The organism is Xanthomonas sp. DAR 80977, assembly GCF_041240605.1.
Taxonomy (GTDB): Bacteria; Pseudomonadota; Gammaproteobacteria; order Xanthomonadales; family Xanthomonadaceae; genus Xanthomonas_A; species Xanthomonas_A bundabergensis.
On sequence record NZ_CP162487.1, the window covers coordinates 5,078,435 to 5,091,691 of the forward strand.

General features: G+C 70.7%; 15 protein-coding genes and 1 tRNA gene. 3 read left to right on the forward strand and 13 right to left on the reverse strand.

The window, feature by feature from the left end; genetic code table 11:
• Window positions 1-105 precede the first annotated feature (105 nt).
• Window positions 106-954 (forward strand): hypothetical protein, encoded by an 849-nt coding sequence (locus AB3X10_RS21645; RefSeq protein WP_369977447.1) that lies wholly within the window; start codon window positions 106-108, stop codon window positions 952-954.
• An 88-nt stretch (window positions 955-1,042) separates the two neighbouring features.
• Here the strand turns inward: AB3X10_RS21645 and AB3X10_RS21650 are convergent, their stop codons facing one another.
• The 8 genes from AB3X10_RS21650 to birA all read right to left on the reverse strand — a co-directional run bounded on the left by AB3X10_RS21650 (window position 1,043) and on the right by birA (window position 5,915).
• Entirely contained in the window at window positions 1,043-1,258 is a 216-nt protein-coding gene (locus AB3X10_RS21650) for a CsbD family protein (RefSeq protein WP_369977448.1), read from the reverse strand.
• Window positions 1,259-1,462: 204 nt separating this feature from the next.
• Window positions 1,463-1,597 carry an entericidin A/B family lipoprotein gene (locus tag AB3X10_RS21655; RefSeq protein ID WP_003469322.1) on the reverse strand — a complete coding sequence of 45 codons (135 nt, stop codon included), beginning with the start codon at window positions 1,595-1,597 and terminating at the stop codon, window positions 1,463-1,465.
• Between the two features lie 98 nt (window positions 1,598-1,695).
• Window positions 1,696-1,848 (reverse strand): entericidin A/B family lipoprotein, encoded by a 153-nt coding sequence (locus tag AB3X10_RS21660; RefSeq protein WP_179569575.1) that lies wholly within the window; start codon window positions 1,846-1,848, stop codon window positions 1,696-1,698.
• Window positions 1,849-1,994: 146 nt separating this feature from the next.
• Complete coding sequence (gene rocF / locus AB3X10_RS21665) at window positions 1,995-2,918, reverse strand: arginase (protein WP_369977449.1); 924 nt, start codon at window positions 2,916-2,918, stop codon at window positions 1,995-1,997.
• A 194-nt stretch (window positions 2,919-3,112) separates the two neighbouring features.
• A tRNA-Thr gene (locus AB3X10_RS21670) sits at window positions 3,113-3,188 on the reverse strand.
• Between the two features lie 127 nt (window positions 3,189-3,315).
• Window positions 3,316-4,197 carry an SPOR domain-containing protein gene (locus tag AB3X10_RS21675; RefSeq protein WP_369977450.1) on the reverse strand — a complete coding sequence of 294 codons (882 nt, stop codon included), beginning with the start codon at window positions 4,195-4,197 and terminating at the stop codon, window positions 3,316-3,318.
• A gap of 9 nt (window positions 4,198-4,206) precedes the next feature.
• Window positions 4,207-4,947 (reverse strand): type III pantothenate kinase, encoded by a 741-nt coding sequence (locus tag AB3X10_RS21680; RefSeq protein ID WP_369977452.1) that lies wholly within the window; start codon window positions 4,945-4,947, stop codon window positions 4,207-4,209.
• Window positions 4,944-5,915, reverse strand: a complete 972-nt coding sequence (birA, locus tag AB3X10_RS21685) for a bifunctional biotin--[acetyl-CoA-carboxylase] ligase/biotin operon repressor BirA (protein ID WP_369977454.1) — start codon at window positions 5,913-5,915, stop codon at window positions 4,944-4,946. The genes AB3X10_RS21680 and birA overlap by 4 nt, the downstream gene beginning before the upstream one ends.
• 128 nt (window positions 5,916-6,043) lie before the next feature.
• Between birA and AB3X10_RS21690 the strand changes: the two genes are divergently transcribed.
• Both AB3X10_RS21690 and AB3X10_RS21695 read left to right on the forward strand, forming a co-directional pair.
• A complete protein-coding gene (locus AB3X10_RS21690) occupies window positions 6,044-6,319 on the forward strand; it encodes a hypothetical protein (protein WP_206259575.1) in 276 nt (91 codons plus the stop codon).
• Window positions 6,286-7,074 (forward strand): zinc-dependent peptidase, encoded by a 789-nt coding sequence (locus AB3X10_RS21695; protein ID WP_369977455.1) that lies wholly within the window; start codon window positions 6,286-6,288, stop codon window positions 7,072-7,074. The genes AB3X10_RS21690 and AB3X10_RS21695 overlap by 34 nt, the downstream gene beginning before the upstream one ends.
• Before the next feature lie 302 nt (window positions 7,075-7,376).
• Here AB3X10_RS21695 and AB3X10_RS21700 read toward each other — a convergent pair whose 3' ends face one another.
• From AB3X10_RS21700 to AB3X10_RS21720, 5 genes are all read right to left on the reverse strand, one after another.
• Window positions 7,377-8,567, reverse strand: a complete 1,191-nt coding sequence (locus tag AB3X10_RS21700; RefSeq protein ID WP_369977456.1) for a DUF1501 domain-containing protein — start codon at window positions 8,565-8,567, stop codon at window positions 7,377-7,379.
• A gap of 63 nt (window positions 8,568-8,630) precedes the next feature.
• The gene (locus AB3X10_RS21705) at window positions 8,631-10,211 is read right to left on the reverse strand and encodes a DUF1800 domain-containing protein (RefSeq protein WP_369977457.1); all 1,581 of its coding nucleotides are present in this window, start codon (window positions 10,209-10,211) and stop codon (window positions 8,631-8,633) included.
• Between the two features lie 140 nt (window positions 10,212-10,351).
• Entirely contained in the window at window positions 10,352-11,722 is a 1,371-nt protein-coding gene (locus tag AB3X10_RS21710) for a sensor histidine kinase (protein ID WP_186451534.1), read from the reverse strand.
• 85 nt (window positions 11,723-11,807) lie between these two features.
• Entirely contained in the window at window positions 11,808-12,491 is a 684-nt protein-coding gene (locus tag AB3X10_RS21715; RefSeq protein ID WP_003469280.1) for a response regulator transcription factor, read from the reverse strand.
• A 76-nt stretch (window positions 12,492-12,567) separates the two neighbouring features.
• Complete coding sequence (locus AB3X10_RS21720) at window positions 12,568-12,945, reverse strand: hypothetical protein (RefSeq protein WP_369977459.1); 378 nt, start codon at window positions 12,943-12,945, stop codon at window positions 12,568-12,570.
• Between the last annotated feature and the right edge of the window lie 312 nt (window positions 12,946-13,257).

Consider the following 13,257-nt stretch of genomic DNA (forward strand, 5'->3'; position numbering starts at 1 on the left):
GGAATCGACGGCCAGGAGAAAACCCGGCGAGTTTAACCGCTGCGCGGCAACCCCGTTCCGGCGCATCGCGCGTTCAACCACAGGTCCCTTCCTGGAGTCGCCCTGATGCGCATGTTCGCCCGCCTGCTGTCCAACCGCCCGATCGGCCCGCTTTCGATCGCCCTGCTGTGCATCGGTCTGTTGTGCGGCTTCCGCCCCTATCCCGCACCGCCGCCGTCGGCCTCGCTGGTCACCCTGGACGTGATCGACCGCGACTGGGCCGACGTCCCCCTGCCGCAGCACGCGCACCGCGGCGAACGCTGGATCGAGGCCGCGCCCGGCCACCGCTATGCGCTGCGCCTGACCAACCTCACCGGCCGCCGCGTGCTGGTGGTGCTGGCGGTGGACGGGGTCAACGCGGTGAGCGGCGAAACCGCCGCCAGCGACCAGCGCGGCTACGTGCTGGCGCCGTGGCAGAGCACCGAGATCGCCGGCTGGCGCAAGTCGCAGCGCGAGATCGCGCAGTTCGTGTTCACCGATCTCGCCGACAGCTATGCCGCGCGCACCGGACGCCCCGACAACGTCGGCGTGATCGGCATGGCGGTGTTCGACGAGGCACCCACCATCGTGCCGCAGACGCGGATCGAGACAAGCCGCGACGACGCTGCCAGGCCCGCGCCCGCCGCAGCGCCGATTGCACCGTCCGCGGCCGCGCGCATGCAGGAGAGCGCTGCCGCGCAGGGCGCCGTGCAGCGGATGGGCACCGGCCACGGCGAGCGCGAGTGGTCACCCTCCAGCACCACGACCTTCGAACGCGCCAGCGACGTGCCGCAGCAGCGCGTGCGCCTGCGCTACGACAGCCGTGCGCGGCTGCTCGCGCGCGGCGTGATTCCGCAGCCGCGGCTCTACCCGCGCGTGGCCGACGCGCCGAACGCCTTCCCCGGCGATTTCGTGCCCGATCCGCCGTCGCGCTGAGCCGCGACGCATGAGCCGACGCAAAAAAACGGGCCGCGATCGCGGCCCGTGTTGCGTCGAAGGCGTCGCCGAAGACGAAGCGGCCGCCTCAGTCGCGGTATTCCTTGCCCAGGCCGTCCTGGAACGTGCGCACTTCCTTCTCGGCACGGTCGCGATCCCAGCCGTAGCGTTCCTGCAGCTTGCCCGACAGGTACTGCGCATTGCCGGCGGCCACGTCGAAATCGTCGTCGGTCAGGTCGCCCCACTGGGCCTTGATCTTGCCCTTGAGCTGGGTCCACTTGCCGGAAATGATGTCTTTGTTCATAGCAGCGTTCCTCCCGTTGGATGTACGCGGCGATCGCGCCGCGTGCCCAGCTTTGCGCCTGCGCCGTTGCCGATCGATCAATGCGCCGTCAACGGCGCATGAGGGCGCTGAAGCGTTTACCGCCAACGCGGGCGGCGATGGCGAAAAGCGCGCAAAAAAAACGGGCCGGCAAGCCGACCCGTCTTTCGTCACCGAGCGCTGGGCTCAGTTCTTGGCCGCGTCTTCGACCTTCTCGCCGGCGCTCTTCACGTCCTTGCCGGCACCGGCAACCGTGTTGCAGCCCGACAGCAGGCCCACCGAGAACATCGCCAGCAGCATCCACGCAAAAGTACGCTTCATAGGTTCACTCCTTCTTGGTCATGGGAACGCGGCGTATGTGGCCGCGCGGGGTTACGCATTGGGTAATCGGTCAACGCCAAACCACTGCGGACGATCGATCAGCACTTGCCGTCTTTGCAATCGTCGGCCTTGGTTTCCACTTTATCGCCGGCCTTCTGCATGTCCTTGCCGGCACCGGCCATGGTGTTGCAGCCAGTCAGCATGCCCCCGCAGAACAGGGTCAGCATCATCAAGGTGAGCAGTCGCTTCATCGTGGAGTCCTCGCAGTGGATCGGGTCTGGGTGGTCGCGGCGATAGCCGTTGCCGAACTACCGTCTGGCGGTGAATCTGACTTCACGACTGTGGATTTCACGTGAATGAAGCTCCGCGGCATTCAGCTTTGTGCCGAAAAGCCGCGTCAGTCGCGCATCAGCGTGGACTTGCCGAACAGGCTCTCGACCAGGTCCACCGCCAGTTCCGCGGTCAGATTGCGATGGTCCAGCACCGGATTGAGTTCGACGATGTCCAGCGAGCCCATGCGCCCGCTGTCGGCGATCATCTCCATCACCAGCTGCGCCTCGCGGTAGTTGGGGCCGCCGGGCACGGTGGTGCCGACGCCCGGCGCGATGCTGGGGTCGAGGAAATCCACGTCGAAGCTCACGTGCAGATGGGTCTGCGCATCGAGCCCGTCCAGCGCCGCCTCCATGGTCCGTTTCATGCCCATCTCGTCGATGTAGCGCATGTCGTACACGTCGATGCGGTGCTGCTTGATCAGCCGTTTCTCGTCCGGATCCACCGAGCGGATGCCGATCTGGCGGACCTGCTCCGGGCGCAGCGCCGGCGCGGCGCCGCCGAGTTCGGTCAGTGCCTGCGGCCCCAGCCCGCACAGGCAGGCCACCGGCATGCCGTGCACGTTGCCCGACGGGGTCACCTCGCTGGTGTTGAAGTCCGAATGCGCATCCAGCCACAGCACCCGCAGCTTGCGTCCCTGCTCGCGGCAATGCCGCGCCACCGCGGTGATCGAGCCGATGCCCAGGCAATGATCGCCGCCGAGCATGATCGGCATGCGCCCGGCGCGCAGCTCGGCGTAGCTGGCCTCCATCAGCGCGCGGTTCCAGGCCACCACCTCGTCCAGGTGCCGGTAGCCGCCGACCGGGGATTGCCACGGATTGCGCGGGCCGTCGAGATTGCCCAGATCGCGCACCTCGATGCCGCGATTGGCCAGCGCCTCGTGCAGGCCGGCGATGCGCAGCGCCTCCGGGCCCATGCGCGCGCCACGATGGCCGGCGCCGATGTCGGTGGGAACGCCGATCAGGGACACCGGCAGGAAAGAGGAACTCATGCGGACACGCTCCAGCGAAAAATGTGCGCCAGTCTAGCGAGCCGTTCGCGGCGCGACCCGCCGCGGCGCAGCAGGGCGAATGCCGGCAGCGCGCGCGGCTTGCCGAAAAACGCATGCGACCTGCCGCACCATGGCGGCTTGCGCTTGCAAGCAATCGAGACGAGAAAGGCACTGCGCCAGGGTGCGAAGAGAAGTGGTGCCGCTTGTCCGAATCGAACGGACGACCTACTGATTACAAATCAGTTGCTCTACCGACTGAGCTAAAGCGGCACGAGGATGGCACTGCCCGCGCGGCGGGCCGTCGCAGTCTACCTGCTGGCAGGCCGTTGCGGCACGTCGCCGCGGCCGTGCCGGGCTGCGATCCGCGTTGGCTGCCGCGCAGGCGCAGCGCGGCATTCTAGCGCAGCGTGGCGCAGTCCAGTGCGCGCTGCCGCGGCGCGCCGAGTTGCCGGCGCAGCGCGGTGGCCTGCGCCGCCGAATCCGCGCGCAGGTCCAGCCACCAGCGCGACTGGCCGCTGCCGCCGCTGGGGATCAGGTCGGCGTTGAAGCCGGCGCGGGCCAGCTCGGCCTGGCGGCGCTCGGCGCCTTCGCGGCTGCGGTACTGGCCCAGGGCGATGGCGTTGCCGGTCTCGCCCTGGCGGATCGGGTAGTAGTCGCGGATGCCGGCGGCGACGATGCGCTCGACCGCGGCCTTGACCCCGTCCTCGCCGCCGATGGTCGGCAGCAGCACGCGGAAGCTGGTGGCGTCGTCGTCGCCGACCTCGCGCAGGCGCGGACGCGACGTGTGGGCGCCGAGTGCGGCGATGGCCGTCTCGGCGGCGGCGCGGTCCGGATACGGGCCCAGGCTCAGGCAGACGGACGCGGCGACAGGGTCGGCGGCGGCGAGCGGAGCGTCAGCGCCAGGCGCCTTGGTCGGTGTCGGTGTCGGTGTCGGTGCAGCGGCCGGCGATGGCGGCGCGGCGACCGCGGCTGGTGCCGTGGTGGCCGGCACCGCGGCGCTTGCCGGCACGTCCGCAGCGGGCGCGCCGGGAATCGGGCTCACCGCGGTCGACGCGCCAGCGTCGGCGTCGGCCGCTGCCGGCGCCGCGGCGGCACCCGGTGGCGTCGGCGCGCCCGCCGCTGGCCCGGCCGGCGGCACCTGCACCAACTGCAGCGTCGCCACCCCTGCGGGCAGCGCCGGCATCGGCGCCGCTGGCGGGGTCTGCGGCTGCGTCGCCCACCACAGCGCGACGCCGAGATTGAGGATGGTCAGGACGACGAGCAGGGCGCGGACGAGCATGCCCGGATTCTACCCGGCACGCTCGGCCGCGGCGTGCGCCTGCGCCCATAGCGCCAGCCCGTCCAGCACCAGCGACGGCCGCTGCTCGGCGCCCGGCAACCCGTGCAGCAGGGCCGGCGCGCCGCCGCCGTGCAGCAGCAGCCGCGGCCGCCGCGCCAGCAGCGCCTCGCCCTGCTGCAGGCTGCGTTCGATCAGCGCCAGCGCCGCGCCGTCGCAACCGGAGGCCAGCGCATCGGCGGTATCGGCGGCGAACTCGCGATAGTCGCCGCCCTCGGCCGGCAGTTGCGCGGCGCGCTGCTGCAGGGCCTGGCGCATCGTGGTCGGCGACGGCGCGATGCGCCCGCCGTGGTGCAGGCCGTCGCGATCGAGCAGGTCCAGGGTCAGCGCGGTGCCGACCCCGACCACCAGCACGTCGCCGCTGCCGTGCGCGGCGAGCAATGCCAGGAAACGGTCCACGCCGAACTTGTGCGGCTGCGCGTAGGCGATGCGCACGCCGGCGCAGACGGCCGCGGTGCGCGCCACCTGCACCTGCGCGAAGCGGCTGCGCAGCGCGTCCAGCACCGTCGCGGTCAAGGCCGGCGCGGCGACGCTGGCGACATAGGCGGTATCCCCGCGCGGCAACGCCGCCACCGCGGCCGCGTCCATCGCTTCGGCGCCGTGCGGCCAGGCCTGCACCGCGGCGGCGCGGCCGCGTTCCAGCGCGGCGAACTTGAAGCGCGAATTGCCCAGGTCGAACAGCCAGTCGCTCATGCCGGCCTCACGCTGACTTCGCCGGCATGCAGCGGGCGCTCGCCATCGGCGAAGGCCACCCGCAGCGCGCCGTCGTCGGCCAGGCCCAGCGCCACGCCCTCGCGCGCGACGCCGCCCTCGTCGATGCGGATCGCGCGCCCGGCCAGCAGGTCCAGCGCGGCATAGCGCGGCAGGAACGGCACCAGGCCCTGTGCGTCGAACAGCGCCAGCGCCGGCAGCAGGTGCGACAGCACCGCGGCGGCGATCGCGTTGCGCGAGACCTCGGCCTCGGCGCCGGCCAGCGTGGCCAGGTCGGTCCACGGCTGGCCGATGCTCGCGGCGCTGGCCGCCGGCATGCGCACGTTGAGGCCCAGGCCGATCACCGCCCGCGCCGGCCCGGCGAACTCGCCGCCGCCCTCGACCAGCAGCCCGCCGAGTTTGTGCCCGTCGGCGAGCAGGTCGTTCGGCCATTTCAGCCCGACCGTGGCGAAGCCGGCCGCGCGCAGCGCCTCGGCCACGGCCACGCCGGCGGCCAGGCTCAGCCCGCCCAGCCGCCCCAGCCCGCCGTCGAAGCCGCGCGCCACCGACAGGTACAGGTGCGCGGCCAGCGGCGAGGCCCATACCCGGCCACGGCGGCCGCGGCCGCCGGTCTGGCGCTCGGCCAGCAACACCTCGCTGCCGCGCGCCGGCGCCGGCCGCGCCAGCAGGGTGCTGTTGCTGGAAGCCAGGCTCCAGGCGATCTCCAGCCCGGCCAGCTCGTCGCGGGCGGCCGGCGCCAGCGCGGCGCGGATGCGCTCGGCCTCGAGCAATTCCAGCGGCCGTGCCAGCCCGTAGCCCTCGCCGGCGCGGCCGTCGATCTCCACCCCGGCCGCGCGCAGGCCCTGGATGCGCTTCCACACCGCGGCCCGGGTCAGCCCGAACGACCGCGCCAGGGCGTCGCCGGAAAGGCGGCCCTGGCTGAGCCGGGCCAGTAGTTCGCGCTCGTCCACGCCGATTCCATCGCCTCGAATCGGAAAAGTATGCGGGAAGCGCCCTCCCCGCGCCCAGCGGCGGCCCTGCGCCGGGTGAAAACCGCGTTAGAATCGCGATTCACCGCCGCTCGCAATGGATGCCGACGATGCGCCGCTTCCTGCCGTGCCTGATCCTGCTGCTGCTCCCGCTGGCCGCCGCCCACGCGTCCGACGCGCTGGCGAACAAGCAGCGCAACGACTGCGTGTATGCCGATACGACCGACGCGGATGCGGCCCAGGCCCGCCCGGCACCGGCAGCGCGCCCGCCCGCCTCCAGCGCCAAGCCCGGTGCGGCGCCGAGCGGTGGCGGCAGCGACAGCGACCTGGTGCCGCGCCTGCGCATGCCCAAGTGGCACAGCTTCCTGCCGGGGATGTTCCGCTGATCCCACGCTGGTTGCGCTGGCTGACGCCCGCGCCTGTTTCGATCGACGCTGCGACCTGGCAGCTGGTACGGCAGCGCTGCGCATGGGTGGCGGCGCTGGATGCCGAGCGCGAGCAGCGGCTGCGCACGCTGGCCGCGCAATTCCTTCAACAGAAGACCATCTCGCCGCTGGCCGGGCTGACCCTGGATGCGGAGCAGCGCACCGTGCTGGCCGCGCTGTGCTGCCTGCCGCTGCTGGAGTTCGGCGCCGACGGCCTGCGCGGCTGGTCGCAGCTGCTGGTGTATCCGGACGCGTTCCGGGTGCAGCGCAGCCACGTCGATGCGGCCGGCGTGCTGCACGAATGGGAAGACGAGTTGATCGGCGAATCCTGGGACAGCGGCCCGCTGATCCTGTCCTGGGCCGACGTGCAGGCCGACCTGGACGACCCGCGCGCCGGCTACTGCGTGGCCGTGCACGAGATGGCGCACAAGCTCGACGTGCTCGACGGCGCGCTGGACGGCACGCCGCCGCTGCCGCGCGACTGGCAACGGCGCTGGGCGGCGGACTTCCAGCGCAGCTACGACGCCTTCTGCAAGCGCGTGGACCGCGGCCGCGCCAGCGAGATCGACGCCTACGCCGCCGAGGCGCCGGAAGAATTCTTCGCGGTGGTCAGCGAATACCACTTCTCCGCGCCGGAGCGCTTGCAGCGCGAGATGCCGGACGTCGCCGCCCATCTGACACGGTTCTACGGCCGCTCTCCGTTCGCTGGCGCGTGAGCGCGCAACGTGGAGTACGCGGGCGGCGATCGCGGCATGACGGGTGTCCTGCGGGCGCGGTTCCAACCGCGACAAGCGCAGTGGTGAACCTCCGACGTCGGACGCTGTCGGGACTGAAGTCCCTCCCACAGTGCACCCGGTGAGCTGGCCGCCAATCCCCTGTGGGAGCGACTTCAGTCGCGACGAACGGAGCGGTGGACACGCCGGCATCGAGCGGTGTGGGGGCTGAAGCTCCTCCCGCAATGCGCGCACCAGCCGGCGTGCCGCTGCTCCTGCAGCAATACCGCATCACACCTCACACCTCACACCAGTTTCAGATCCCGCGCATGCGCCTGCGGGAACACCTTCTGCAGCTGCGCCGGCGACAGGCCCCACATGCGGCTCAGCAGGCCGGCGAACAGGTCGCGGTAGTTGGTCAGCACCGGGTAGTCGCGATCCTGGAACAGCTTGTCCTTGCTCACCGCGACCTGCTCGCCGGCGATGCGGCCGCCGTTGACCGCGCCGCCCATCACCCAGTACGTGGTGCCGTGGCCGTGGTCGGTGCCCTTGTCGCCGTTCTCGCGGAAGGTGCGGCCGAACTCGGACAGCACCACCACCACGGTATTGCGCCATTCCGGGCCCAGCGCCTCGGCATAGGCGGCCAGGCCTTCGGACAGGTTGCCGAGATTGGTGGCCAGCGGGCCGTCGGTGCTGCCCTGGTTGACATGGGTGTCCCAGCCGCCGACGTCGACGAAGCCGAGCCGGTAGCGATCGCGCATCAGCGTGGCGATGCGCCGGGTCTCGTCGGCGAAGGTGCGCGCGCTGGCGGCGCCGCGGTTGGCCTGCTGCATCTCGTCCTGCAGCGCCTGCGACACCTGCTGGCGCAGCGCCAGGCCTTCGTGCGCGGCGCTGGCCAGGGGCGTGCCCTGGTACATCTGCGCCAGGATCCCGGCCTGGCGCTGGTCGAACGCCGGCGTCGGATTGCGCTTGAGCGACAGGTTGGGAATGTCGCCGCCGCCCTGGAAGCTCAACGGCAGCGAATCGGTGAAGGCGATCGCCGGGGTGCCGGTGGCCACTTGCGACAGCCGTGCCAGGAAGCCGGAGCGGTAGTCGCTGCGCTGTCCCGCCGGCTGCCCGGCCTCGATGCTGTCCTGGGTCTCGAAGTGGCTGCGCGACAGGTCGTCGGTGCCGGCGAACGGCACGAACGCCAGCTGCTTGTCGTTCCACAACGGCAGCAAGGTATCGCGCAGCCGCGGGTTCAGCCCCCACTGCGCGTCCAGCGCGATGGCGCTGTTCGGGTTGGCCGGATCCGGCCGCGCGATCGCCAGGGTCGGCCGCGACGCGTAGTAGAAATCGCTGGCATGGGGAACCAGCAGGTTGTTGCTGTCGTAGCCGCCGCGCAGGAACACCACCAGCAGGCGCGGCGAGGGCGCCGGCGCGGCGAACAGGCGCCCGGCGAACGGCAGACTCGCCGCGGCGGCGGCGGACGCGAACAGGAAATGGCGACGGTGCATGGGATGGACCTCCGTGATCGCCGGGCATGGCGGCGATCGCCGCGCCCGACGCTATGGGCCGGGTCAGCGGTAGTTGAAGTCGGGCGAGGCCAGCAGGAACGCATTCCACTCCTGTTGCGAGCGCGCCTGCGCCAGCGCCTGGCGGGTGGCCTCGCCGAGCTGCGGTTCGATCGCCTGATAGTACAGCGGCGTGGTCAGCTGCGGAAAACCGCCGCGCTGCTGGCCGTCGCTGGTGAACAGCTGGGTGTTGCCGCCGCCGATCGCGCGCGCGATCTCGAAGCGCTGCGCCATCTGCCCGGAGCTGTTCCAGGCGCTGGACTGCAGCGGCCAGCCGTCGGGCGTGATGCGCCCGTAGCTCGGCTCGCCCATCTGGCTCAGCCAGCCCAGCAGCGGCTGCGGATTGACGATGGTCTGCCCGTCGTAGGCCAGGCGCAGCGACGACACCAGGAAGCGGTACGGATCCTTGAACTTGTGCGGCGCGCCGGCAGCCATTTCCGGCGCATTGAACATCACCTGCAGCACGTCGGCGATATCGCCATCGCTGCGCTGGAAGGTGCGCGCCATCTTCTCCACCAGCGCCGGCGGCGGATCGTCGGCGACGAAATACTCGGCCAGGCGCCGCGACACGAAGTGCGCGCAGGCGGGTTGGCGCACGATCAGCTGCACCGCGCGCTCGACCTCGTCGAAACCGCCGCCGGCGATCTCCTGGCCGAGCAGGGTCTTGTCGCCGGGCTGGTGCCGCGCCGGATTGAACTCGAACGCGCCGCGGCGCAGGTACTGCGCCTGCTGCGGCGGCGGCAGCTTCGGCGGCGCGTCGCGGTTGGGCGGGGCGATGCCGACGCCGGTGAGGATCAGCGCCAGCTGCTGCACGTCGTGCTGGCTGTAGCCGCCGTCCACGCCCAGCGTGTGCAGTTCCATCAACTCGCGCGCGTAGTTCTCGTTGACCTTGCCCTTGGCGTTCTGCGCGTTGTCCAGGTACTCGAGCATGGCCGGGCTCTGCAGCGTCGCCATCACCAGATCGGAGAACTTGCCCAGCGCATGCGGGCGGATCGCGTTGTCGGTGTAGTCGGCGACGGTCCAGTGCAGGCGGCCCTTGTCGGCGAACACGCTGAAATGGTTGAGCCAGAACCACACCATCTGCTCGCGCAGCTGGTCGCGCGAATACACCGCGCGCAGCAACTGCGCCTGCCGCGCCTGCGCCAGCAGCGCATCGGCGCGTTGCTGCAAGGCCTTCTTCGCCGCGACCTTGGCCTCGCCGTCGGGCATCGCCTTGATGTACTGCTGGCGCGCATCCAGCTGCTTGAGCAGCTCCTGCACCGGCGTATGCAGCGCCTCGTAGCCGTCCAGCTGGGTGCGTACCGCCGCAGGCAGGGCGGCATCGCCGCTGGACGCCTGCAACTGGTCGCGCAGGAAGCGCTTGCGCCCGTCGTGCTGCAGCTGCGCCACGCTGGCGCTGTCCAGGCCGGTGGTCATCGATTGCAGCCAGCGCGCATCGTCGCGTTCGAGCACCTTCTGGCTGCCGGCGATGGCGGCCACGGTGAACAGCACCAGCAACAGCGACAACAGCAGCCGTTGCGCGTTGCGCAAGGCGCGGCGCCCGTGCACGCGCAGACGCGATGCGGGACGTTGCCGGGGCTGGGGCATGCGGCGCTCCTCGACGGGACAACCGGGTGTGGCGATCCGCGCAGTATCCGCGTCTGCCTGCGCCACACGTTAAGCCGATGTCGGAAACGCCTGCGGCGTTTGCGCGGGATTCACCTGCAGGCCGCGCGCAGCCGCGGCGGCTACAGGCCCGGCGGCATGGTCACCAGGAAGCGCGCGCCGCCCAGTTCCTCGGAACGGCTCACCTGCAGTTCGCCGCGGTAGCCCTTCACCAGGTCCTGCACGATGGCCAGGCCGATCCCGTGGCCGTGCACGCGTTCGTCGCCGCGCACGCCGCGCTGCAGGATGTGCGCGACCTCCTCCGGGGCGATGCCGGGGCCGTCGTCCTCGACCGAGATCACCAGGCCGGCGCGGCGGCTGCCGGCGGCCGGGGCCGGACGCACGCTCAGCAGCACCCGCCGCCGCGCCCACTTGAAGGCGTTCTCGAGCAGGTTGCCGAGCAGTTCCTGCAGGTCGCCGGGTTCGCCGTGGAAGCGCGCGCTCGGCTCGATGTCGAACTCGCACAGCACGCCCTTGGCCGCGTACACCTTCTCCAGGCCGCGCACGATCTCCTCGGCGTTGGGTTCGATCGGCAGCGGCGCGGAGAACAGCTTGTGGCCGCTGGAAGCGGCGCGGCTGAGTTGGTAGGTCACCAGGTTGTTCATGCGCCGCAGCTGCGCGTCCAGTTCCTCGCGCAGCTCCGGGCCCTCGGTGCCGCTGTCGAGCTGGGTGCGCAGCACCGCCAGCGGCGTCTTCAGGCTGTGCGCCAGGTCGGCCAGGGTGTTGCGCTGGCGGTCCAGGTTCTCGCGCTCGCTCTCGATGAAGGCGTTGATGCTGTCGGTCAGCGGCTCCAGCTCGCGCGGATGGCGGTCGCCCATGCGCACCGCTTCGCCGCGCTGCACCTTGGTCAGTTCGTTGATCACCCGCCGCAGCGGGCGCAGGCTCCATTGCAGGATGAAGGCCTGCAGCAGCAGCAGGATCAGCCCGGCGCCGCCGAGGTTGAACCACACCCGGTGGCGGAACACCAACAGCTGCGCACCCAGCGCGCGGGTGTCCTCCATGATGTAGATGGTGACCGGGGTTTCCTTGTCGCGGCGCACGTAGGCCAGGCCGATGCCGTAGCGGTAGACCTCGCCTTCGCTGCCGTCGATCTGGGTCATCGGCCAGGGGCCGTCGAAGGTCTCCTGGCGCGGCTCGAGCATGCCGCCCTTGGGCGGCAGCGGGCCTTCGCTGGACATCGAGATCCAGCGTTCGTTGGGCATCACGATCTGCGCGTACAGGCCGCTGCCCGGCCGGTCGAAGTGCGGATCCGGCGGCGGCTTGTCGTTGTTGATGTACAGCGAACCGTCGCGCGCCACGTCGACGTTGTTGGCGTAGGCGGTGGCGTAGCTCTTCAGGCGCTCGCGCAGGTTGCTCAGCGCGGTGTCGGCGAAGGCCTGGTCCAGCGCATAGCCGGCCGCGGCCAGGAACGCCACCAGGCTCAGGCTGGCGGCCAGCAGCTGGCGCGCCTGCAACGAACGCGGGCGCCAGCGCTTGTACCACTTGGGCCGTGCCACCACGCCTTCGCGTCCTTCGGTTGCTCGTCGCAGGCGCGTGGGATCAGCCTTCGGTGCGCGGGATGGCGAAGCGGTAGCCGCGGCCGCGCACGGTCTCGATCGGCTTCAGTTCGCCGTCCGGGTCGAGCTTCTTGCGCAGGCGGCCGATGAAGACCTCCAGCACGTTGGAGTCGCGGTCGAAGTCCTGCTGGTAGATGTGCTCGGTGAGGTCGGCCTTGGAGACCAGTTCGCCGGCATGCATCATCAGGTACTCGAGCACCTTGTATTCGTAGCTCGTCAGGTCGACGTTGCTGCCGCTGACGCTGACCGTCTGCGCGGCCAGGTCCAGTGCCACCGGCCCGCATTCCAGGGTCGGCTTGCTCCAGCCCGCGGCGCGGCGCAGCAGCGCGTTGACCCGCGCCAGCAACTCCTCGACGTGGAACGGCTTGACCAGGTAGTCGTCGGCGCCCTGTTTCAGGCCCTCGACCTTGTCCTGCCAGCTGGAACGCGCGGTGAGGATCAGCACCGGGAACTTCTTGCCTTCGTCGCGCAGCGCCTTGATCAGCTCCATGCCCGACATCTTCGGCAGGCCGAGGTCGATGATGCCCACGTCGAAGGGCACTTCGCGGCCCATGTACAGGCCTTCCTCGCCGTCCTGCGCCGCATCCACCGCAAAGCCTTCGCGCTTCAGGCGAGCGGCCAGGGTTTCCCGCAGCGGGGCTTCGTCTTCGACCAGAAGGATACGCATGAACTCTCCCTAGTTACTTACAGATGGCCGGCGGCCGGGGCAGTGTGTATGACAAGCTGAACCAGACTATCCGGGCTCAGGGGTTATCGCCGCGTGGTGGTTCCTGCGCGTCGCTGGGGCGCGGCACGCGCGGCGGCGCGGCCCGGCCCGGCTGCGGATCGTCCATGTAGCGCACGCGGCCGCGGCCATCCATGTACTTCACGCGGTTGATGTCGCGCCCGTCGAACGGCACGCGCTCGGCACCGAGGATCTGTCCACCGGTAGACCGCTGCACCCGGCGCACCGCATCGGACAGCGAGCTGCCGGTATAGTCGCGCGGCCGGGCCGCCTCGCGCGGCGGTGCCATCGGCGCCACGCCCGGACCCGGCTGCTGCGCCCATACATCGCCCACGGCCATGAGCGCGAATGCGATCACGGCGGCGGTGCGGCAGCGGCGGAGAGTGGCGGAGGTCACGGGATGGCATCCTAACGGACTGATTGGAAACGTTCAAAAGTTGTGAAACGGGACGCCTGGCGGCGACGTCGCGATTTCGCAAAATCGAGCCAAATTCTTGATTTTTCGGGGTGAATCCGATCTGAACTTTTCCCGCCGCGGCCGTCGGCGTTCAGTGAAATGAACTCCCGGTTCCGCGCTGGCGGACCGTCGCCAGCGGCGCCCGGCCCCGCCTCGGCAAGGATCTGCCGCCCCTTCCGCGCCGGCACGGGCGGCCGGCGCAAGCTGAACAAAGTAACTGAACGCGCCGCCGAAAGGGAAGCGCGGCGCCTG